Source organism: Pseudoalteromonas sp. Ps84H-4, assembly GCF_024124645.1.
Taxonomy (GTDB): Bacteria; Pseudomonadota; Gammaproteobacteria; order Enterobacterales; family Alteromonadaceae; genus Pseudoalteromonas; species Pseudoalteromonas lipolytica_C.
Genome location: NZ_JAMXSK010000001.1, coordinates 370887 through 393193, shown reverse-complemented (window position 1 = coordinate 393193; position 22307 = coordinate 370887). Strand labels below are relative to the sequence as shown.

25 protein-coding genes and 1 tRNA gene are annotated in these 22307 nt (G+C 40.5%); 19 read left to right on the top strand and 7 right to left on the bottom strand.

Annotation, left to right across the window (positions count from 1 at the left end; genetic code table 11):
- The first annotated feature begins 352 nt into the window (after positions 1–352).
- The 6 genes from NH454_RS01840 (at position 353) to NH454_RS01815 (ending at position 4411) form a co-directional block, all read left to right on the top strand.
- Positions 353–946: a FlgO family outer membrane protein gene (locus NH454_RS01840; RefSeq protein WP_138558642.1), complete on the top strand. Its 594-nt coding sequence runs from the start codon at positions 353–355 to the stop codon at positions 944–946.
- A 14-nt stretch (positions 947–960) separates the two neighbouring features.
- Positions 961–1635: a FlgO family outer membrane protein gene (locus NH454_RS01835; RefSeq protein WP_135923806.1), complete on the top strand. Its 675-nt coding sequence runs from the start codon at positions 961–963 to the stop codon at positions 1633–1635.
- Between the two features lie 3 nt (positions 1636–1638).
- Positions 1639–2292 (top strand): FlgO family outer membrane protein, encoded by a 654-nt coding sequence (locus tag NH454_RS01830; RefSeq protein ID WP_235382536.1) that lies wholly within the window; start codon positions 1639–1641, stop codon positions 2290–2292.
- Positions 2293–2453: 161 nt separating this feature from the next.
- Positions 2454–2528: transfer RNA gene (locus tag NH454_RS01825), tRNA-Arg, on the top strand.
- 223 nt (positions 2529–2751) lie between these two features.
- A complete protein-coding gene (locus NH454_RS01820; RefSeq protein WP_235382552.1) occupies positions 2752–3114 on the top strand; it encodes a helix-turn-helix transcriptional regulator in 363 nt (120 codons plus the stop codon).
- Positions 3062–4411, top strand: coding sequence for a HipA domain-containing protein (locus NH454_RS01815; protein ID WP_253038110.1), 1350 nt, complete (start codon positions 3062–3064; stop codon positions 4409–4411). Before NH454_RS01820 ends, NH454_RS01815 begins: the two co-directional genes overlap by 53 nt.
- Positions 4412–4483: 72 nt before the next feature.
- Here the strand turns inward: NH454_RS01815 and NH454_RS01810 are convergent, their stop codons facing one another.
- From NH454_RS01810 to NH454_RS01800, 3 genes are all read right to left on the bottom strand, one after another.
- Complete coding sequence (locus tag NH454_RS01810) at positions 4484–5548, bottom strand: zinc-binding dehydrogenase (protein ID WP_138557381.1); 1065 nt, start codon at positions 5546–5548, stop codon at positions 4484–4486.
- A gap of 280 nt (positions 5549–5828) precedes the next feature.
- Complete coding sequence (gene nhaD, locus NH454_RS01805; protein WP_135923810.1) at positions 5829–7262, bottom strand: sodium:proton antiporter NhaD; 1434 nt, start codon at positions 7260–7262, stop codon at positions 5829–5831.
- A gap of 233 nt (positions 7263–7495) precedes the next feature.
- A complete protein-coding gene (locus tag NH454_RS01800; protein WP_138557383.1) occupies positions 7496–8224 on the bottom strand; it encodes a glutathione peroxidase in 729 nt (242 codons plus the stop codon).
- A 110-nt stretch (positions 8225–8334) separates the two neighbouring features.
- Between NH454_RS01800 and NH454_RS01795 the strand changes: the two genes are divergently transcribed.
- Positions 8335–9234, top strand: a complete 900-nt coding sequence (locus tag NH454_RS01795; protein ID WP_235382555.1) for a LysR substrate-binding domain-containing protein — start codon at positions 8335–8337, stop codon at positions 9232–9234.
- Here NH454_RS01795 and NH454_RS01790 read toward each other — a convergent pair.
- Complete coding sequence (locus tag NH454_RS01790; protein WP_168246754.1) at positions 9205–10392, bottom strand: flagellar assembly protein FlgT; 1188 nt, start codon at positions 10390–10392, stop codon at positions 9205–9207. The two genes, NH454_RS01795 and NH454_RS01790, sit on opposite strands and share 30 nt — an antisense overlap.
- Before the next feature lie 128 nt (positions 10393–10520).
- Between NH454_RS01790 and NH454_RS01785 the strand changes: the two genes are divergently transcribed.
- Positions 10521–10979, top strand: a complete 459-nt coding sequence (locus tag NH454_RS01785) for an LPP20 family lipoprotein (RefSeq protein ID WP_135923814.1) — start codon at positions 10521–10523, stop codon at positions 10977–10979.
- Between the two features lie 97 nt (positions 10980–11076).
- Here the strand turns inward: NH454_RS01785 and NH454_RS01780 are convergent, their stop codons facing one another.
- The 3 genes from NH454_RS01780 to flgA form a co-directional block, all read right to left on the bottom strand.
- On the bottom strand, positions 11077–11508 hold the full coding sequence (locus NH454_RS01780; protein WP_135923815.1) for a flagellar protein FlgN: 432 nt from the start codon (positions 11506–11508) through the stop codon (positions 11077–11079).
- Positions 11501–11821: a flagellar biosynthesis anti-sigma factor FlgM gene (gene flgM / locus NH454_RS01775; protein ID WP_135926250.1), complete on the bottom strand. Its 321-nt coding sequence runs from the start codon at positions 11819–11821 to the stop codon at positions 11501–11503. The genes NH454_RS01780 and flgM overlap by 8 nt, the downstream gene beginning before the upstream one ends.
- Positions 11822–11900: 79 nt before the next feature.
- Positions 11901–12605: a flagellar basal body P-ring formation chaperone FlgA gene (gene flgA / locus NH454_RS01770; protein ID WP_135923816.1), complete on the bottom strand. Its 705-nt coding sequence runs from the start codon at positions 12603–12605 to the stop codon at positions 11901–11903.
- A gap of 142 nt (positions 12606–12747) precedes the next feature.
- Between flgA and NH454_RS01765 the strand changes: the two genes are divergently transcribed.
- The 11 genes from NH454_RS01765 to flgJ all read left to right on the top strand — a co-directional run bounded on the left by NH454_RS01765 (position 12748) and on the right by flgJ (position 22305).
- The gene (locus NH454_RS01765; RefSeq protein ID WP_135923817.1) at positions 12748–13680 is read left to right on the top strand and encodes a chemotaxis protein; all 933 of its coding nucleotides are present in this window, start codon (positions 12748–12750) and stop codon (positions 13678–13680) included.
- A 21-nt stretch (positions 13681–13701) separates the two neighbouring features.
- The gene (locus tag NH454_RS01760; protein WP_135923818.1) at positions 13702–14532 is read left to right on the top strand and encodes a protein-glutamate O-methyltransferase CheR; all 831 of its coding nucleotides are present in this window, start codon (positions 13702–13704) and stop codon (positions 14530–14532) included.
- Positions 14533–14666: 134 nt separating this feature from the next.
- Entirely contained in the window at positions 14667–15077 is a 411-nt protein-coding gene (gene flgB / locus NH454_RS01755) for a flagellar basal body rod protein FlgB (RefSeq protein WP_135923819.1), read from the top strand.
- 2 nt (positions 15078–15079) lie between these two features.
- Complete coding sequence (gene flgC, locus NH454_RS01750) at positions 15080–15511, top strand: flagellar basal body rod protein FlgC (protein WP_135923820.1); 432 nt, start codon at positions 15080–15082, stop codon at positions 15509–15511.
- Positions 15512–15524: 13 nt separating this feature from the next.
- Positions 15525–16205, top strand: coding sequence for a flagellar hook assembly protein FlgD (locus NH454_RS01745; RefSeq protein ID WP_135923821.1), 681 nt, complete (start codon positions 15525–15527; stop codon positions 16203–16205).
- A gap of 56 nt (positions 16206–16261) precedes the next feature.
- Positions 16262–17614, top strand: a complete 1353-nt coding sequence (gene flgE / locus NH454_RS01740; protein ID WP_253038109.1) for a flagellar hook protein FlgE — start codon at positions 16262–16264, stop codon at positions 17612–17614.
- Positions 17615–17763: 149 nt separating this feature from the next.
- Positions 17764–18528, top strand: coding sequence for a flagellar basal body rod protein FlgF (locus tag NH454_RS01735; protein ID WP_054553307.1), 765 nt, complete (start codon positions 17764–17766; stop codon positions 18526–18528).
- 21 nt (positions 18529–18549) lie between these two features.
- The gene (flgG, locus tag NH454_RS01730; RefSeq protein ID WP_135923823.1) at positions 18550–19338 is read left to right on the top strand and encodes a flagellar basal-body rod protein FlgG; all 789 of its coding nucleotides are present in this window, start codon (positions 18550–18552) and stop codon (positions 19336–19338) included.
- A gap of 15 nt (positions 19339–19353) precedes the next feature.
- Positions 19354–20037, top strand: coding sequence for a flagellar basal body L-ring protein FlgH (gene flgH, locus NH454_RS01725; RefSeq protein ID WP_135923824.1), 684 nt, complete (start codon positions 19354–19356; stop codon positions 20035–20037).
- Between the two features lie 12 nt (positions 20038–20049).
- A complete protein-coding gene (locus NH454_RS01720) occupies positions 20050–21144 on the top strand; it encodes a flagellar basal body P-ring protein FlgI (protein WP_054553304.1) in 1095 nt (364 codons plus the stop codon).
- Positions 21145–21348: 204 nt separating this feature from the next.
- Positions 21349–22305: a flagellar assembly peptidoglycan hydrolase FlgJ gene (gene flgJ, locus NH454_RS01715; protein ID WP_135923826.1), complete on the top strand. Its 957-nt coding sequence runs from the start codon at positions 21349–21351 to the stop codon at positions 22303–22305.
- Positions 22306–22307: the final 2 nt, after the last annotated feature.

The window sequence follows — 22307 nt, the reverse complement described above, 5'->3', positions numbered from 1 at the left end:
CAGCTACTTTGCTCTTCATAATTAACAGCCTCGCATACTCGGCCTGAGTAGCGATTATAAACAGTAAGCAGACTTATCATTAAAAGGCTTATTCGCTTAGATAAATACCAACCCGAAATACAGAAACCACCCATGGGGATAAGCCTGAAGCTAGCTGCGTTAAAAATTACTTATCTACGATTGTATGGATGCAGAGGGTAGGGCAATGCAGGAGCAACTGCCAGGAACAGCTAAAAAACCAAATTGGTATCAGAGTTTCTCGTTTTTAGACTATCAAAGTAAATCTCGCCAATAGTAATAGTTAGGCATAATTATTGCTTTGTATTTGTCATGTTGAAAGAGGATGGCAAATATGCGTCTGTTAGTTTATTTCGTTTTTTTAGTGTTAGTGGGTTGTAGCTTAACCGAAGAGCAACAAAAAACGCCCCCTAGAGAAACGCCAAAATCACCGATGGCTCCTTATACAGTGCATCAATATGTTACTGATTTAAGTAGTCAGTTAAGTCGTATTCAAGGCCCTTACAAAGGTAATGCGCGCATTGCTGTTACGAGCTTTTACATGGCAGATGGCTTGGGTACTAAGTTGGCGCAAGACCAAGGCAGTGGCTTGAGTCAGCAAATTCAAGAGAGCTTACTTACGCAATTTACCCAGCTAGGCTTTCATACTATCGAATATCGACTAGAAAATACTTTAAATTTGCAGCCAACGGCCGATAGTGTACTTAGTCGCGATATAAAAACCTTACGCCAACGTCAGAATATTGACTTTGTTATTACCGGCACACTTACCCGGCAACAACATGCCTATATAGTGAATGCTCGACTCGTCAATACAAAAGATCAGCGTGTTGTATCTGCGGCAAGTACAGAGATCCCGATAAACGTTATGTGGGGAGCTGAAAAAGTACAGCAGCGTAATGGTCAGTTGTATCGAAGCGAATATTAAGAGGAATTCAATTAATGAAACGTTTAATTTTAAGTATGTGTTTGCCTATGGGATTTGGTTGCTCTTCGATGCTTGCTAGTGATACACCTGAACAGCACGATGAACCACAGCTAATGGCTCAACGAGAAGTGGCTGCACCGCATAGTAACGACAGCGTATTTCAAACTAATCAAGCCGTGTTAAACAACAGTAGCTTTACCGCAGCGCCAACTCGTAAAAATATCAATCATTATGTACGTGGCATCATGCAAGACTTAGTTGAAAACTTGCAATATGTGAACGATAAAACTCCCATTGCTGTTTCAAGCTTTGTGTATCTTGATGCTGACTACAACTCAACCACGTTACTAGGTAACCAGCTCGCTGAAAGTTTTATTCACGAACTGCATACCTTTGGTGTACCTGTTGTCGATTTCAAAACGACCGATTATATGCGTGTAACGCCTAGTGGTGATTATGTATTTAGCCGAGATTATTTAGAGCTTAACCAAGACCAAAACTTTAATTATGTGCTAGCCGGCACCCTAGTTAACCATCAAAGCGGGGTACTGGTGAATGCTCGTATCGTTGGTTTGGCAAGTAAAGCCGTGGTGGGATCTGCACAAGGGTTTATTCCGCAATCTGTGGTCGATGCCTTAGATAGCACCAATCGTAGCGACGGAATAATGCTAAAACAAGCAAGTGAGTAAGGTATGAAAGGTATTTTATTAGCATTCATATTATTAGCGCTGTCAGGTTGCCAATTACTTGCTGAGCAAGGTGAGGCAAATCAAAACACGGCTAACACCACATCATCACAAGCTGATTATGTTGCTATGTTGCAAGAGCTCGAGCAAAAAGAGTCGCAACAAACTAACGAAAATCACCGCTTATTTGTGCCATATCAGCATCACAAAACGCTGGTTAATTATGTTGAGCAAATGGCACTTGAATTAGTTGATACCATGCAGCAAGAAAGTGAGTTAGGTATTGCAATAACGACGTTTGTCGATCTTGATACAAGCTTAAAAAGCAGCTCGCAACTTGGCAATCAAATCGCCGAGTCTATGATGTATCAACTACAAAAGTTTGGTTATGGGGTTGTTGATTTTAAAGCGATGGATGTGATTAACGTAACCGCCCGCGGTGATTTTGTCATGTCGCGTGACGTTGAAGAACTTGCAGAGCGCCGTATCGCTAGCCATGTGTTAGCAGGCACACTAATCTATCGAACCAATGGTGTAGAAGTAAATGCCCGAGTAGTGAATTTAAATTCCAAACTCGTTGTTGCTAGCGCGCAAAAAGTGATCCCGTACTTTGTACTCAAAAATGAGTCGATTCAATTCGCAACAGCCAAACTAAATTAGCAGCTTATTAATACCAATCGGTAAAGTACCTTACCGATTGGTACAAATGCTTGATTCAAAAAGCCTTAGCCCGTTATAATTTTAGCTACAAGCTACAAGCTACAAGCTACAAGCTACAAGCTACAAGCTACAAGCTACAAGCTTTACCTCAGCTTTTGAGTGGCCTCTTAGTTAAATGGATATAACGGCCCCCTCCTAAGGGGCAGTTACAGGTTCGATTCCTGTAGGGGCTACCAAATCTCACTTTTTGAATATCACCCCCAATAATTTCACCATAAATGTAATTATTAATGACCAAAGTAATACTGAAAATTTTTAAAGTCTATCAAAGCAGACTTTAATAGAGGTATTGTAATTATTTACATATAAAGTCTACTGTATTGGACTTTATTTTGACTTTTAAGTCTTATAACTGTAAAAGTCCTTTTAAGTAGACTTTATTTGATTTTATGGTGTAGGTTGAAATTAAAGTCTGATAGATTAGACTTTAATAGAAGCATTGTTCAAATTGAGATTGTGATGGCAAAGAAAGTTAAAGCGAGTAAATCTCCAGATTTAAGTAGGGCGTTCACACCTTCTTTGCTTGGTGACGTTATTAAAGCGAAGAGAACACAAAGCAATATCACGCAAACTGACGCTGCATTACTTTCGGGTATATCAAAGCAGACATACATAAATATTGAACAAGGTAGTGCTGATGTAAAAGTAGCCTCGTTAATGAAAGTTGTCTCGGCATTAGGCGTAAAGATATCAATTGAGCCATGGCAAAGTGATAGCACAGCTAACTCACCGCTGGAGGATGAGAATGACGTCTGGGTCTGATAGATATACGCTCGATATAATTTATAGCCAAAAGCTGGTTGGTAAATTACATCTTTCTAGAGAAAGCGATAATTTATCATTGAGTTATCAACAAGAGTGGGTGGATGAGGGCTTTCCAATATCTCCTCATTTACCTTTTGGACATGACATACCTTCTGTCAATATCAGACGTTTTTTACAAAACTTACTACCCGAAAATAAGGGTCTAGATTATTTAATAGATTACTTAGGGGTATCACGGACGAATGTATTTGCTCAGATCGGTGGAATTGGTAAAGATACCTCTGGGGCTATGATGTTTTTACCTGAAGGTGCTTTAAACGATAAAGTAAAAAGTAACTTTATCGCTATTAGTGATGCTGAACTGATCAAAAAGTTATCTGATCCTCAATTTTGGCATTTGGAAGTCTGGGACGGCAAACCAAGATTGTCAGTAGCAGGTGTTCAATCAAAATTAAATGTATTGTCAGTTGATGGCAAGTTAGGTTTTGGTGAAGGAGACCTTTGTTCTACCCATATTATTAAGTTTGAAAAGAATAATCAGCAACATCTTGTTATAAATGAATTTGTAACAATGAAACTTGCAAAACTGGCTGGGCTAAGTGTTGCAGATGTTGAACTTAAATATTTTGATCACCACCCTGCATTACTTGTAGAAAGATTCGATAGAAAATTGTTTAGCCCTGAAAATGTAAAGCGCAGGCATATGATTGATGCATGCCAAGCTTGTAATTTAGGGGTTGATAAAAAGTACGAAAGAAATTTAGGTAAGCAGCGAGATGTTCGTCACATTCGTGATGGTGCAAGCTTTGAAAAATTGTTTGCGCTATCTAAACTCTGCGAAAACCCAATAGCGGCAAAAATTGAAATTTTAAAGTGGGCGTTATTTAATCTTTGTATCTACAACTCAGATGCACATGGCAAAAACTTTAGCTTTTTTGTGCAAAAATCAGGTCTAATCTCTGCGCCATTTTATGATTTAGTAAACGTTAAAATGTATCCAGAGTTTGAACAGGATCTAGCTATGAGTATAGGAGATGAGTTTGACCCTGATGCAATTAATGCCTATCAGTTAGTTGACTTTGCAGATGAAAATGGAATTTCAAAAAAGTTACTACAAAGCCATCTAACTAAAATAGCGACAAGTATTAAAAATAATTTACAACAGGCAATATCGTTTGTTGATAGCCCTTCAAAATCACAAGTGTCATATTTAAAGCATTACTTTGATATAGTTAATGCACGTTGTGAGCACTTTCTTGAACAGGCAACTGTAATCCCTGATATCGAACTATAGTTTATAGCTTAGAAATTAACGTTTGATTGTTAATTTCTAAATTGCAGGGTTATTGCTCGTTTTTAAACTAAATTAACCCGTTACTTTTTCAAGCTCACCTGTGCGCCATGGTTCAATGATGATTTTGATATGGTCATTTGGTTTAAATAAGGTGTCAAACGCACCTTGTACGCCGTCTATGCCGACTTTACCAGTACGCATTTTTTGCCATGCGATCTTGCCTGACGCGATGTTCTCAAGTGATTGTGCAAACTCTTCTGGCTGGTAGTAATAAGAGAAAATAAGGTCTAACTCTTTCACTGTGGCATAGGCAAAGTTAACGTTTAGTGGCGCGGTATGTACACCTGTTACAACGATTTTTGCTTTTGCTGGCGCCCGTAAAATGTAGTCGTTTAATAAGCGGCTTACACCAGCACATTCAAAAATAACCACTTTATTATTGTCTGCAAGGGCTGCTGCTTTGGCTACTTCATCATCTAGGGTCGGGTTGACATATTCAGTCGCACCAAACTCAAGAGCGACGTGTTTTTTACTCTCTTGTGGGTCTGAGGCAATAATATGTTTAACACCTTGCAATCTAAGTGCTGCAATTGCGGCAAGGCCAATTGGGCCACAACCAACCACGATTGCTATGTCGTCATTACTCATTTGTGCGCGGTTTACCGCATGCAAGCCAACAGCAAGGGGTTCTGTAATGGCTGCAGCTTCTGATGGTACTGCATCAGGAATAGGTAATAACAAAGCTTCATCAACGATAAAGTATTCAGAATAGGCACCATATAGCCCTGGGGTTACACCTACGCCAGCACCGCCGGCAGAGAGTAAGATTGGCACTGAGGTTACACGGGTGCCTTTAGCAAGTTCGCCTTTGGTATTTGGGCCGTAGCTGACGATTTCTGCCGCATACTCGTGACCTAGTAATACTTCTTGGTCATCACCTGCATCGTTTGCCATGATGCCCAAGTTTTTATAGATATCAAATACATCACTGGTATGGCGGGTGATATGAATATCTGAACCGCAAATACCGCAAGCAAGGCTTTTTACGAGTACTTGGCCTGGTCCTGGTGTTGGAATATCAATTTGTTTTACATGCAGTTTACCATTTTGCATGGCAACAGAGTTCATTTGGGTCATTTGTGTGTCCTCGATCAATCACGAAGAAGTTTCTTCGTTTCGATCTCTAGACTAAAGTAAAGTGACTGGTGATATCTTGACTTTTTACGCCAAAAATACAACAAATTGCGACAATGCTGTTTATAAATTCTTCATTTATGATTTTTTAAAACAAAAAGATCATGAGTATTTATTAGTTTCTTGGTACGAATTTGAAACGAGTAAGCCTTTAATTGTCGATAGAATTGAAGTTAAAACCCTAAATTAACCATCAGGGTTTTAACTTTGACATTTTTAAGGCTTAGCCGAAATAGGCAGTATTGAGGTATAAATGTGTAAATACACCAGCAAAGTAACCCAGTAAAATGACAGGCGACCATTTTAAGTGGCTATTAAATGTGTAAATCCCTCGTGCTTGGCCCATTAGTGCAACACCCGCGGCTGAACCTATCGATAGTAAACTACCGCCAATCCCAGCTGTTAGGGTGATCAAAAGCCATTGACCATGAGACATCTCTGGCATCATTTGAAGAACAGCAAACATCACAGGAATGTTATCTACTACCGCTGACATCAAGCCTAATATAATATTTGCGCCAGTTGCTGACCAATTCGTATAAAGTAAATCAGAAAGCAGTGCTAAATAGCCTATAAACCCTAAACCACCGACGCAAATAACAATACCGTAGAAGAACAATAATGTATCCCACTCAGCGCGTGATACCCGGCTAAATACATCAAAAGGAACAACGTTACCTAGGCGAGACAAGCGCTCTTTATCTCCTTCACGCTCTGCCATCGCGCGTTTTCTGGCAAGCGAGCCGGGCAGGGTGACTCGTAAAAAGTAACCAAAAAATTGTAAGTAACCTAAACCCATCATCATGCCTACAACAGGAGGTAAGCCAAAGGCTGTTTTTAGTACTACGGCGGTTAAAATTGTTAATAAAAACAGGCATAAGATTCGTAGCGCACCGCGTTTTAATTCAATATCTTCGTCGACAGTATCAGGGTGTTTATTATTGATGAATAAAGACATTACCGCCGCTGGAATGATATAGCTTACAAGTGCAGGTAAAAACAATACAAAAAACTCTGTAAATTCAACAACGTCAGCTTGCCAAACCATTAGCGTGGTAATGTCTCCAAACGGGCTGAATGCACCGCCGGCATTGGCTGCTATCACAATATTAATGCATGACATGGCGATAAAGCGGTTATCATTTGCGGCAACTTTCATTACAACTGCACACAATAGTAGCGCTGTTGTGAGGTTATCGGCGATGGGAGAAATACAAAAAGCCAGTACGCCACTGATCCAAAATAATTGTTTATAACTAAAGCCTCTGGCAACCAGCCAACAACGTAGGCCATCAAACAGTCTGCGCTCTTCTAAGGCATTAATATAGGTCATGGCGACCAATAGAAATAGCATCAGTTCAGAGAACTCAAGCAAGGCATGGCGAAATGCATCTGTGCTCAAGTCTGACATATTGTAAGCACTGTATTGCCAAGCAATTAATGTCCAAATGATACCTGCAGCAACAAGAACGGGTTTTGACTTACGTAGATGGATTTTTTCTTCAAGGATAACCAGTACATAAGCAAAGATAAAAATGACAAGGCAGATAATACCAACAGGGTGGGTGAGTAGATCGATAGTACCGGTTGACGCAGCATGAGCTTGGCCAGCGAAACTTAGCAAGGACAGGATCAATCCTTGTAGTAGTTTTTTCATTGTATGTTCCAATTAATTCATTTTAATTTCGTTACGGGTAGTGTGCATGTAGCTGCAGACATTTTAGATTCATTCTTTTGGTTATGTAACAAATTAGTAACTAAGAAGTTAGTATTTTGAATATAAATATGGATGATGGCGAGAGCAGACCAGTTGATTAATCTATATATTAATCAATAAGTTGTGGGGGTTTTAATTGAAAAGGGCTGCATAGTGCAGCCCTAACTTGAAAATTATGCAAAGTGTTTCTCTAAATCGTCAGAACCACCTATATGCTCACCACCTATAAATACTTGTGGTACCGTTTCACGGCCTGAAATGGCTTTTAAACTAGTTAGTGAAGCGTGTTTACCTAAAATAATTTCTTCGTAAACATAACCTTTGCTGTCTAACAATGCCTTAGCTTTTGTGCAAAATGGGCAGTTAGGTTTAGTAATAATGCTCACTGGCTCAGGCTTTACTTGAGCTGGGTTAATATATTCAAGCATTGTATCAGCGTCAGATACCTCAAATGGGTCGCCAGGCTTTTGTGGCTCAATGAACATTTTTTCAATAACGCCATCTTTCACTAGCATCGAGTAGCGCCAGCTACGCTTGCCAAATCCTAGGTCGTTTTTGTCGACTAGCATACCCATGCCATCAGTAAATTCACCGTTGCCATCTGGTAATAGGGTGATGTTTTGCGCTTCTTGATTTTGTGCCCAAGCATTCATTACAAAGGTATCATTTACTGATATACACACAATGTCATCAACACCATTTTGCTTAAACACACCTGCAAGTTCATTGTAACGTGGCAAGTGAGTTGATGAGCAAGTTGGTGTAAATGCGCCGGGTAATGCAAATAGCACAACCGTTTTACCTTTAAAAATTTCATCAGTAGTTACTGACTTCCATTGCTCGTCTACACGGGTTGCGAATGTAACGTTTGGTACTTTTTGACCTTCAATATTGTTTAGCATTGTTTTAATTCCTCTTGATTTGTTGAGTGCTATTATGTCGTCCATATCTTAATAGTTCCAATCGTTTGTTTTTATCGTTATGATAGTTAAAAACTATTGATGAGTTTGCGATGAATTTAAAAGATTTTGAATATGTAAAAGCGGTGGCGCAGTTTAAACACTTTCGTAAAGCCGCAGATGCTTGTTATGTCAGTCAGCCAACTCTCAGTGGACAAATTAAAAAGCTTGAACAAGAGCTTGGAGTGACAATATTTGATCGCTCTACTAAACAAGTAACCTTAACTGCACAAGGAACGCGTTTACTTAGTCAAATTTCTCTTATCCTTGAACAAACCAAGGTACTTAAAGAGTTGGCGGCAAGCTCTCACGATCCACTCAAGGGGAAGGTTAATGTTGGTATTATTCCTACCATCGCGCCTTATTTATTGCCGACCTTGTTAACTTCAATGAAGCAGGCCTTCAACGAAACACAATTTTCATTCATTGAAATGCAAACTGCACAAATACTGACAGCACTCGATGCCGGCGATATTGATATTGCGATTGTCGCTGATGTGCCAGATTTAGCGAGCTATCATATTTCGTCTTTGTATAAAGAAGATTTTTTAGTGGCAGTGTCTGAACAACACCCACTTGCAAGCCGAACAGAGGTGGCACTGCGTGAGTTAAACGAATGCGATATTTTAATGCTAAACGAGGGGCATTGCTTTAAAGAGCAAGCTGAACAGTTCTGTTTTTCGGCAGGAGTTGAAGTGTCTAATCAGTACAAAGGTAATAGCATCGAAACTTTACTTGCGCTGGTGGCGATGAATGACGGCATTACCTTTGTACCAAAACTAGCATGTACAGCACGTGCAGGAATAAATTACCTTACGATGAAACCAAACCAGCAACGTCATGTGGTTATTGCAACGCGTAAGCATTACCCACATATTGCTGGAGTAGAGTTGTTAGCGCAATGGCTAAGCCACCATGAAGGTTTAAAAGCTCATTTGCTCTTTTCCAGCTAGTTCAACAATATCGTTAATCTGAATATTTGGCAGTGGCTGTTGGTCAATGCTTATTGCAACCGCAGACTGCTGATAAAGCTGTGTAACTTTTAACTGGTTTAACGTGGTTATCTTATGGGGCAACTTGTTACCTTGCGCATCGGTTAAGTAATTATGATGTGCAATATTTAGTATTTGCCCTTGTTCAAGACCATGCGCTTTACCAAGATTAATGATTAGCCTATCGTTTTCAATATGTAGAATTTTACCTTGAGTAGGCAAGCAAGCCATAACTGCTTGCAAGTCATAGGTCAATGTTTGGTTTATGTCGGTAATGGCTTTGCCATAATCGGTTGCCCAAAATCGGTCGCTGTAAACATCGATAATTTCGGTTTTTTTGTATGGCCAAATCCCTTCTGTTTGATAGCTTTTTTGCCAAAGTTTTTCGTATGTCGTGCCATCAAATAACACATAGTCAACTTTGTATGCACGCTTAAAACTATCGTCTTGCCAAAAAGCATAGTCGTTATTGATTTTATGGTTGACCGATAAGTCGCGAATACGACTTAACAATACATATTGCGAATTGCTGCGGCTGGTGATCTCTTCAAGTAATGCATTACTGTAGTCATATTGCTGTGTAAAGAAATGATCGACTCTAAGCGGCAAATTATAATAAGCCGTGGGTTTAGCAGCCATTTGAGTGTTCTCTAAGCTGGTATACAGGTGCTCACTAATCGCTTTGTTTACGTCAAAAATTTGGCCCATACGAGCTTGTTCACGATTAGCCAACTGGCTTTGTGTAACTGCAATAAATTTAGTGTATTGATTTGCTGGGCACTCTTCAGCTTGTGGAAAAATATCTAAACGCAGGGTAATGGCATAGGTGTCGTTATGGCGGTTTTCGCTGATCAATTCAATTTTTTGTATTTCACCATGGCTACTGATCTTTAGTTGATCTTGTGTCAAAACCCCGTCAACTAAGGTTTGTACAGAGGAAACTCGAGCGCCAGAGAATACTAAAGCTTGCGTTATCGCATCTTTTATCGCGGCTGACTTTGCTTGACTAGTATCACCATTTTTGACCGTAGCATGCCCTGTAGACTCAAACCATTGAGCTAAACTATTGTTTGAAAAAACAATTGCACTGACTAAACCAAGCCATTTTATATTTGCCATAATTTTAACTTTCATGCTGACACCTAGCATTGATACTCATAGATTACAGGTAAATGAGCAAGGACTGTACCAGATGTGGCATTAAACGTGCATATTTACGAGAAATGAGTTCTAAGCGGAAGCAAATTATGCGAGCACTTTTATTAAGCGGGCTAGTTGCCTGCACAGCATTAACAGGCTGCAGCAGTATTTTCGACAAGCATGTCGAGTATCGCTATGTAGAGCCTGATAATTATCCAGTACTTAAAGCAATAGGTTACGCGCCAATTAGCGCTCAACCAAGTAGCAATGAGTCGCAACGCACCTTACTTGCAATTAAAGCGTCAAAGCTTGAAGCTTACCGTGAACTTGCTGAGCAAGTGTATGGGCAAAAAATTTCCGCAGGCACAACAGTGCAAAATAGTATTGCTCAAAACGATCAATTACAAAGCCAGGTATTAGGTGTCATAAAAGGTGCGCAGGTTATAAAAACTTATGCAGTAGGCGATACCTACGCAACAGAATTACAACTTGATATGAAACGCGTACATGACCTTTATATTGGCGAAATAAAACCACGCGAAGTGAAAAAAGTAACCTATTATTAGGTTACAACATCAGAAATGTATAATCTGCTCTAAAAAATAAAGCGCGATAATTTGGCATTATCGCACTTTATTTTTGTATTCAATTTAATATCAGTTGCTAGGCTTTTAGGTTATGTACAATTGTTTTGTCGCCTTGAACCACACTGCCGCCTTGATCGTAGGTCATCGATGAAGGCGAACCGATTAAGATGTCTTTAAGTTGTTTAACACTTAGTTGAGCTTGATGCGCAGCATGAGCGTTAACATCGTTTTTCTTTTTACATTCAGCAAGTAGGCTGTTCACTTGCTTAATAAGAGCAGTAACGTCGTCATCTTTAGAATCATTATTGACTGATAGTTTCTGCACTTCTTTGTCGATAGTTTGAATTTGTTGCAGCAAAGAGATTTTCTGTTGGGCAATACTTTTTAACCCTTCGCCACGTTTCGATGCGATTGCATTGAGTTCATCATCTAAAAGCGCAGCAATAGACTCCAAGCAAGAAACTTGTTGTGTTAGTTTACTGGCAATTAAATGATTATGATTAGCCATAGACATCAAACTCAAATGCGGCGATGTTCTTCGCTAGTTTTTCAGCATCAATTTGGTATTTACCTTCACTAATTGCTTTTTTTAATTCGGCAACTTTGTTACTGTCAAAACCAGACGATTGCTCAGCTTTTTCTTGCAAAGATTTAAGCTGCTTAGCTTGAGGTGTTAAGCTTACAGAATCTGCACTTGCTTTTGGCGCAGCTGATTTAGCTTCAGCAGCGTTAGCATTATCTTTTTGTAAATCAAGCTTTTTTTGCTTGGTATTTGTCAACACAGAGGTTTGTTGTTGACCATTATTGACATTGCTTACCATAATATTTGACCTATACATTACCCAACATATGCCTTTATATCGGCAGGCACAGCGGATACTTTAGCATAAATATAAAAAATTAAATATTTACCTGAACAGACTCGACACCATCCACACGTGCATTTAATACTTTACCTGATTTTTTGTTTTTTACACGCACTAATTCGTCTAACGTACCATCTTCAAGGGCAATGCCTGTCGTTTTAATTCTAAGGCCTCGTAGTGAAGCGTAAATAGTCACGTTGTCGCCTTTACAAACCATGCAAACCTGACTCATTACAATTGGTGTACCGTCACGCAAATTGCGCTTAATTCGACTGCCAATAAGTATAGACTCATCTTGCACATATTGCGTTCTAACAAACTGTTTTGGTTTCATTTCAAGGCGTAAATGTTCAGCCCTGATCACTTCACCACGACTTAAATGAGTTGTCACAACAACCACAGGCTCAAGCTCAATGATGCGCACGTGTACGTATTGGGTCCAACTATTTATATCTTCGCACTTAAGTTGTACAGTTACCTGCCGATTAAAAGGAGGTGTTGTTGGTACTTCTTTACTTAAAGGTGATTCGCACACTCTGTCGGGTATGCGGCTATCAAGCGGCAATGCACTCACTTGTGGTGTACTTTCTAGATCAGTAAGCTGCTCACTAACAAAATCGATAGCGATCTGTTGAAGCTGCTCGTTTTTATATACTTCTGCATGCACTTGTGTAATGGACAACAAGCTAGCAAGGAAATAAAAAACACTGTATCTTCGGCTTTTTTTTAACAAACTCATATTGTTTCGACTATGCTTATGGTTGAAAACAAGGTATAAATATTTTGCGTCAAAAAACAGACGCTTTGTAACCTTATGTAGCTTTAACACAAAGAAAGCAATTATTGTTCCGGCTCTGATTGTTTATCTTTAGGAGATTGAAATGGCAGGCATTTTAGACTCAGTGAACCAGCGCACGCAGTTGGTTGGGCAAAACCGCCTTGAATTACTATTATTCAAACTCAGAGGGCGACAACGCTTTGGTATCAATGTGTTTAAAGTGAGAGAGGTTTTGCAATGCCCACCACTCACAAACATGCCCAAATCTAATGCTTATATACGAGGCGTAGCTCACATTCGCGGTCAGACTATTTCAGTCATTGATTTATCAATGGCCGTTGGCGGTCCTGCTATCGAAAATATCAAAGACAGCTTTATTATCATTGCTGAATACAACCGCTCTGTGCAGGGGTTTTTAGTTGGCGGTGTTGAACGTATCGTTAATATGAATTGGGAAAAAATAATGCCTCCACCATCAGGTGCGGGTCGTTATTCTTACCTAACTGCGGTCACCGAAATCGAAAACGAGCTGGTTGAAATTCTAGACGTAGAAAAAATCTTGAATGAAATTTGCCCTGTAAATACAGAAGTAAGTGCAGAAGTAGTGGGTGATGGTGAAATCCAGCGAGACTTAGGTGAACGTATTGTCTTTATAGCAGACGACTCTGCTGTTGCGCGAAACCAAGTTAAGCGAGCGCTTGAGCCATTAGGTGTACAAACTGAGCTCGCTAAAAATGGTAAAGAGGCTTTATTACGGTTACGTGAGATTGCAAAACTCGATTGCCAAAACGATATTACTGAACGCGTAGGGTTATTAATTTCAGATGTTGAAATGCCTGAAATGGATGGTTATACCCTTACGGCAGAGATAAAAGCGGATCCAAAATTATCACCTTTGCATGTGATCTTACACACTTCTTTAAGCGGTGTATTTAACCAAGCAATGATCCAAAAAGTAGGTGCAGATGATTTTATTGCAAAATTTAACCCTGACGAATTAGCAACGGCTGTTAAAAAGTGGGTTCATTGTGATTAATTATTTATAGGTGGTATTACTTTGGAAAATAAGCACTTACAACAAAGCGAATACGATCAATTTCGCTCTTTTCTAGAGCAACAGTGTGGCATTGTGTTAGGCGACAATAAGCTTTACCTAGTGAAAAGTCGTCTTGCGCCATTAATGGTGCGCTTTAACGTTGAGTCTTTATCGCAATTAGTTAGTAAAACGCTCAGTCCACATGAAAGACAGCTTCGTGCTGCTGTTGTGGATGCGATGACGACGAATGAAACCTTATGGTTTCGTGATCAATACCCATTTGAATTGCTTAAAACAAAGCTGTTTCCTGAGTTGAAAGATGTGCGTAGGCCACTAAAAATCTGGTCAGCGGCAAGTTCATCAGGCCAAGAGCCGTATTCAATTGCTATGTCGGTTGCTGAGTTTCAGGCGAAAAACCCTGGCGTACTTAAAATGGGCGCGCAGATTATCGGCACTGATATATCTAATACCATGCTTGATATGTGTAAAAATGCTGAATATGACTCGTTGGCACTGGCCCGTGGTTTATCAATTGAAAGACGGCAAAAGTTTTTTAAAGACAGCGGCAATGGCATGGCGCAGGTGATTGATCCAATCAAAAAAATGGTGAGCTTTAGGCATTTGAATTTATTAGATTCTTACGCCTTAATGGGCAAGTTTGATATCATTTTTTGCCGCAATGTACTGATCTACTTCTCTCCAGAGGTAAAAGCAAAGATTATTTCTCAATTTGCTCAGGCCCTTAATCCAAAAGGGTATTTATTTTTAGGGGCATCTGAATCTATGGCTGGCTTAAGTGATAGCTTCGAGATGGTTCGTTGTAACCCAGGTATTATCTACCAGAAAAAGTAATCTCTTCTTAGCAACCTAGCTCTTAGGTTGCTAAATTATTTATTATTCAAAAGCTTACCGTGCTTTATCTATCTAGTTAATTTTGGCTTGCCTTTTGCATCTGCACTAGCAGAGTCAATTTTTTGGAGATGGTTATGGCTATCAGTTTTGATAAAGCATTTGGTGTGCACCCGCATGCAATGTTGATCCGTTCACAACGCGCTGAGTTATTAGCGACAAACATCGCTAATGCTGATACGCCGGGCTACAAAGCAAAAGATATCGATTTTGCGGCGGCTCTAAAAGCGGCAAAAAGCAACCAGCAAGGCGGCAATAACATGGTACGAACTGACGCAAAACACCTTGCCGGTGGCAGTCGGTTTGTTGGTAACGCAGAAATGTTTCGTACGCCAAATCAAGCAGATACAGGTGATGGTAACTCAGTTGATATACAAGTGGAACGAAACTTGTATGTACAGAACTCATTAGAGTATCAGGCAAGCCTGCAATTTATGAGTAGTAAAATTAAAGGCCTTAAAAAAGCCCTCGGTAGTCAAGGAGCTTAATCATGAGTTTATATAATGTTTTTGATATTTCAGGCACTGGTATGAGCGCGCAAAATGTGCGTCTTAATACAACAGCAAGTAATATCTCGAATGCGAATACGATTAGCTCTAGTCAAGACAAAACATACCGAGCGCGCCATCCTGTTTTTGCTGCGGAGTTGACTAAAGCGTCAGCAACACAAAGCAATCCTCAGGGCTCTTCTGTTGGCGTAAAAGTGTTGGGTATTGTTGAGAGCGATAAGCCTCTGCAAATAGAGTACAACCCTAATCACCCCAGTGCGGATGAAAACGGTTATATCTACAAACCTAACGTTAATGTCGTAGAAGAAATGGCTAATATGATTTCTGCCTCTCGCTCTTACCAAACAAATGTGCAAGTTGCTGATGCAGCTAAGCAAATGTTAAGTAAAACACTGTTGCTTGGGCAGCGGTAACCGAGGATAAGTTATGAGTAACGACATCAGCAGTGCGTCATCCACGTATTTAGATAATTTACGTTGGCAGGACAATCAAAACAAACCAGAAGAGAAAGATGACACTTTAACGCAAGAAGACTTCTTCTCGCTTTTAACACAACAGTTGTCGTTTCAAGACCCAAGCAAGCCGGCTGATAATGATCAAATGATTGCTCAGATGACCAACTTTACCATGGCTGAAGGGATCTCGAATTTAAACTCAAAATTTGATGCACTTACTGCGTCAATGACATCGAACTCGGCATTACAAGCTTCGACCTTAGTTGGTAAACAAGCACTATTAGAATCAAATACGATTGATTTTGATGGTAGTAACGTTGCTAAAGGTTCGGCAATTGCAGAAACGCCTGTTGAAGATCTTACGCTTCGCATTACTGATGAGTCAGGTCAACTTGTACGTACCATCAGCATGGGCGCTCAATCGGCTGGCGCAGTTCGTTTTGAGTGGGATGGTAAAAATGACGATGGAGAGCTTTTGCCTCCAGGCGAATACGAAGTTAAAGCTGAAGGATTCCAAAATGGTGACTATAGCAGTCTACCTTTAGCGACTTTCAAAAATATTGAAAGCGTTAATATCAATGGATCTAGCGGCATTATTATTAATACTAAAGAAGGCGCGGTTAGGCTAACTGATGTTGCAGAAATCGCTTAATTACACAGATTAACTAGTTAGCCTAGTGCTACAGATTGACACTTTAGAGGTGACTTATGAGCTTCAATATTGCATTAACCGGCCTTGCTGCCGCGCAAAAAGACTTAGATGTAACAGCAAACAATATTGCTAACGTTAACACCACAGGCTTTAAAGAGTCTCGTGCTGAGTTTGCTGATGTGTACGCATCATCAGTATTTAGCTCAGGTAAAACTAAAAATGGTGACGGCGTAAGAACTACAATGGTGGCACAACAATTCCACCAAGGTTCATTATCTTTCACTAATAACTCACTGGATTTAGCAATTACTGGTGAAGGCTACTTTGCCATGGCAAATGACCTAGGTGCACAAGATTTTACATATACTCGTGCTGGTGCGTTCAAACTGAATAAAGACAACTTTATTGTGGATGCTAGCGGAAACTACTTACAAGGTTTCCCTGTTGATGAAGCAACGGGTGATACAACTTCTGTTAGTTTAAGCACATCTTCTGCGCTACAAATTCCTGATGCATCAGGTTCTCCACGCGCTACGACCAATGTTTATTCGTCGTTTAACTTAGATTCGCGTGCATTAACGCCAGCAGTTACACCATTTGACCCTGAGACAAGTGCGTCGTATAACAGTTCAACATCAACAACGGTGTATGATTCTTTAGGTGAGCCACACATTTTACAGTTCTTCTTTGTTAAAACTGACGCAGCAGCGACTGGTAATGACAATGAATGGCAAGTGTTTGCAACACTTGATGAAAAGCCGTTTGCTGCTAATGGTACTGAGCAAACTGCGTCGCCATATACACCTATTTCAACTTTTCAGTTTGACTCAAGTGGTTTACCTCAAAGCACTGATGGGACTCCAAATACTGATGCTACGTTTAATCCATTAACAATACCTTCAGGCGGTATATCTGGTTTATTATCTAACGGTGCGAGTTTCCCTGATGATGTAAACATCAATTGGCGCGATGAAGCTGGTACAACGAATAAAATACCGACTCAATATGCAAGTAACTTTGAAGTGAAAGCGCTAGAGCAAGATGGTGCGACTGTAGGTCGTCTATCAGGTATTGATATTGGTACAGATGGTAAAATCGTTGCTTCTTACAGTAATGGTGATACTTCATTCTTAGGCCAAGTGGCAATGGTGCGCTTTTCTAATTCACAAGGTTTACAGCAAGTGGGTAACACGGCATGGAAGAAAAGCTTAACCTCTGGTGAGCCAATTGCCGGTGAACCAGGTTCAGGTACATTAGGTTCAATTAACTCATCAGCTCTTGAGCAGTCAAACGTTAACTTGACAAGTGAACTTGTTGATTTGATCAGTGCACAACGTAACTTCCAAGCAAATTCACGTGCATTAGAAGTTAACTCAACACTACAACAAAACATCCTACAGATCCGTTAATCTTAACGGCTCTGAGCTTAATCCGACACGAAGGCTGCTCCCTCAATTGGCAGCCTTTTTTCATTTTTACCATCCTGTTTATGCGTCAATTTTACTTTGGCACTTTTATTGCATTTCTTTAGTTATCGTATTTTTAGTGAGTCAATGTTATGGACAAAATGGTCTACATTGCCATGTCTGGTGCCAAGCAAAGCTTGCGTGGTCTTGAGTTAAAGGCTAACAACCTTGCTAATGCTAACACCACTGGCTTTAAAGCTGATTTTGCACAAGCGCGTTCCATGCAGGCTTTTGGTGAAGGCTTGCCATCACGTGTGTTTGCGATGCAAGAGCGTCCTGGTTCAAATATGGAATCGGGTGGATTCGTTGAGACAGGCCGAGAGCTTGATATTGCCATGAGCGACCGTGGTTGGCTCAGTGTGCAAGATGCATCAGGTAACGAAGCTTATACCAAAACAGGCACACTAAACATCACACCTGACGGCGCATTGATCACCAGCCATGGCCGTCAAGTTATTGGCGAGGGCGGGCCTATTATCTTGCCTTTGCCAATTGAGAAGGTTGAGTTTAGCGAAGATGGCGCGATCCAAGTGCGCCCGCAAGGTGCACCTGCCAACTTTTTAGAAGTAGTTGACCGCTTAAAAGTGATCGAAGCTGATAACACTCAGCTTGAAAAAGGTAATGACGGTTTATTTAGACCAAAAGAAGATATGTTGGTCAATGATCTTTGTGGGTTCTGTGATATTTCACCCAATGTAAAAGTACTGTCAGGTACGCTTGAAATGTCGAACGTTAATCCAGTCCATGAAATGGTCGACATGATCAGCAACCAACGCCAATTTGAATTACAAGTTAAATTGATGAAAACAGCCGAAGAGCTTGATGAGCGTCAAGATCAGCTGTTACGCATTGTTTAAGATGACTGAGAGGGTAGAGTTATGAATCCAGCATTGTGGATCAGTAAAACCGGGCTTGACGCCCAGCAAACCGATATTTCGGTGATCTCAAATAATCTCGCGAATGCCAGCACGGTCGGTTACAAAAAAAGCCGCGCCGTATTTGAAGATTTACTATATCAAAACATTAATCAACCAGGTGGTCGTTCGTCTCAAGATACTGAAATGCCATCAGGTTTAATGCTTGGTGCCGGTGCTAAGGTTGTAGCAAACCAAAAGAACTTTTCGCAAGGTAATATGTTAACGACCGAAAACTCACTGGACTGGATGATTTCAGGCCCAGGTTTTTTTGAAGTACAGTTACCTGACGGCAATATTGCTTACTCACGTAATGGTCAATTTACGACAGATGAAGACGGTCGTATCGTAACTTCAGGTGCGGGTTTCCCGTTGCAACCTGAAATGAATGTGCCAAATGATGCGCAATCAATTACGGTGTCACAAGATGGCGAAGTATCTGTTCGTGTAGCAGGTCAGGCAGAAAATGTGGTAATTGGTCAGCTCACTATAACAGACTTCATCAATCCATCGGGTCTTGAGCCAATGGGGCAAAACTTATACACAGAAACAGCTGTAAGTGGCGCACCAGTGCAAGGTAATCCGGGGATTGATGGTTTAGGTACTGTGGTACAAGGTTCGCTTGAAACGTCAAATGTAAATGTAACAGAAGAGCTGGTTAATCTGATTGAAACGCAACGAATTTATGAAATGAATTCAAAAGTGATTTCAGCAGTGGATGAAATGCTTAGTTACATCAATCAACAGTTATAAGTCGTAGGAGGCAGCATGCGTAATCTTATCTTAGTCACATCAGCAGCTTTTATGCTGGGTGGTTGTATAACAACGCAAAATCATCATGTGGTTCAGGATGACCCTTACTATGCGCCTATGTACCCAGAGCCTACAACAGAACAAATGGTGCCAACAGGGTCTTTGTTTGATAGCTATACATCAAACGATTTGTACTCTGATAAAAAGGCACTGCGTGCTGGCGATATCATCACTGTTAAATTGCAAGAGTCAACGCAAGCAACTAAAGCAGCAAAAACTGAAACCGATAAAGAAACAGATGCTAACTTAGACCCTGTAATTGGGTTAGGTGGAAATCCGGTTAACATTGGTGGTGACAGCATTCAATTTGGCATTGGTTCAGGGTCATCATTTAAAGGTGACTCAAAGTCGAATCAATCGAATAGTCTATTTGGTGATATCTCTGTCAATGTGATGCGCGTTTTACCTAATGGAAACTTAGTGATCCGTGGTGAAAAATGGCTCACGCTAAATACCGGTGAAGAGTTTATTCGTTTGGAAGGGTTAGTTCGTCCAGAAGATGTCTCAGCAAGTAATACAGTCACGTCAAACCGTATAGCGAATGCACGTATACAATATTCTGGTAAAGGGCAAATGCAAGAAACACAAAGTGCTGGCTGGCTTTCTCGATTCTTTAGCAGTTCGCTTTTCCCATTTTAGAGGAACAAAGTCATGAATGGGTTTAAATACATTATTGCTCTTTGCTTAATCAGCCTGCAGTTTTCTGCTCAAGCTGAGCGAGTTAAAGATGTGTCTATGGTTGAGGGTGTACGCTCTAACCAGTTGGTAGGCTATGGCCTTGTTGTTGGTTTGCCAGGCACAGGTGAGCAAAGCCGGTTCACACAACAAAGTTTTAAAGCCATGCTAAATGGCTTTGGTATCACTTTACCTGATAGCTTAAAACCCAAAATAAAGAATGTCGCAGCGGTGGCTGTGCACGCCGAGCTTCCAGCGTTTAGAAAGCCTGGGCAAACTATTGATATTACGGTTTCGTCTATAGGTAGTGCGGGCAGTTTACGTGGCGGTACTTTATTACAAACCTTCTTAAAAGGGGTTGATGGCAATACTTATGCGATTGCACAAGGCAGCTTAGTTGTGGGCGGTCTAGGTGCTGAAGGTGCTGATGGTAGCCGAGTTATTATTAACACACCCACAGTGGGCCGTATTCCAAACGGTGCCATTGTAGAGCGTGCTATTAAGAGCCCGTTTATGCAAGGTGACTACATTACCTTTAATTTAAATCGTCCTGATTTCACAACGGCTAAACGCTTAGAGCAAACTATTAATGATTTAGTGGGTCCTGACAGCGCTCAGGCAATCGATGCAGCTTCAGTACGAGTGTTAGCACCGCGTGATGCTTCTCAACGTGTTGCTTATTTGTCGACACTTGAAAACTTAGAGTTTAAGCCAGCAGACACAGCAGCAAAAATTATTGTGAACTCTCGCACAGGCACAATAGTGATTGGCAAAAACGTGAAGCTACAGCCTGCGGCGATTACACATGGTGGTTTAACGGTCACCATTGCTGAGCAGCAAAATGTGTCACAGCCAAATGCTTTAAGTGATGGTGAAACCACGGTTACCAATCAAAGTATTATTGATGTGAACGAAGATGATTCACGTGCTTTTGTATTTAATCCAGGTGTTAATCTTGATGATCTCGTGCGCGCAATCAATGAGGTTGGGGCTGCACCGGGTGACTTAATGGCAATACTTGAAGCTTTAAAAGAAGCGGGGGCGATAAACGGGCAACTGGTTATCATTTAAATTAAAACGCGCTCTAGGGCGCGTTTTTTGTTTTCATATCTTTTAGCACTTTTTATATCTTTCACTCTTCAAGCATTAGCTAAAACTATTGTTTTAAAGTTAGTCAAAACCAATATCACTTATTAGCTATTCATTTCTAAAGATTTTTATTGGCGCAATTTTTGCATTTTAATTTGCATTATTAACTATTGTGTCAAAAAGCTGATGGATACTAATCATCTCGACAAGCAAAACTTTTTTGATTTAGGTAACTTAGACTCACTACGTCAAAGTGCCCTGAAAAGTGATGCCTCTAGCGATGCGTCAAAAGAGGCGCTGAAAAAAGCGGCGGCACAATTCGAATCTATCTTTACGCAAATGCTGCTTAAAAGTATGCGTAAAGCCAATGAGGCATTCGAAGATAAAGATAGCCCATTTAATTCAAGTGGCGTGAAGTTCTTTGAAGAAATGCATGACCAACAGCTTTCAGTCGAGTTGTCGTCGAATGGCTCGCTAGGCTTAGCTGATTTAATCGTTCAGCAGTTATCACCAGACGGTAAACAGTTTACCCCAGGCTCAGTATTAAGAACGACGACTGAGTTTGATAGTGATAAACGAGCAAGAGGGCAAGATGATGCTAATGCTCAAACTAAATCGGTTACAGATACTGAGCTAAATGAGCAGGCTAATAATCGTTTTGACGATGCTGAATCGTTTATTAGTTCTATCTGGGAACATGCCAAAAATGCTGCACAAAAGATTGGCCTGAATCCGGCGGTTATGGTTGCTCAAGCCGCACTTGAAACGGGTTGGGGTAAACACATCATCAGCAAAGCGGATGGTACAAGCAGTAACAACTTATTCAATATTAAATCAGATCAGCGTTGGCAAGGTGATAAAGCAAGTAAGCTTACCCTTGAGTTTGAACAAGGCGTGCCTGTTAAAAAACAAGCAAGTTTCCGCGCATATCAATCAATTAAAGACAGTGTGAATGACTTCGTTGACTTCTTAAATGAAAACCCACGTTACGAAGAAGCACTAAAAAACACTGCAGAACCTGCTGCCTTTTTAGATTCGTTACAAAAAGCAGGTTATGCAACTGATCCAAATTATGCCGATAAAATAAAGCAGGTGCTGAAGCGTGTTGAGCTTCAAAGTGTCGCTGCTTCATTGGTACGTTAAGG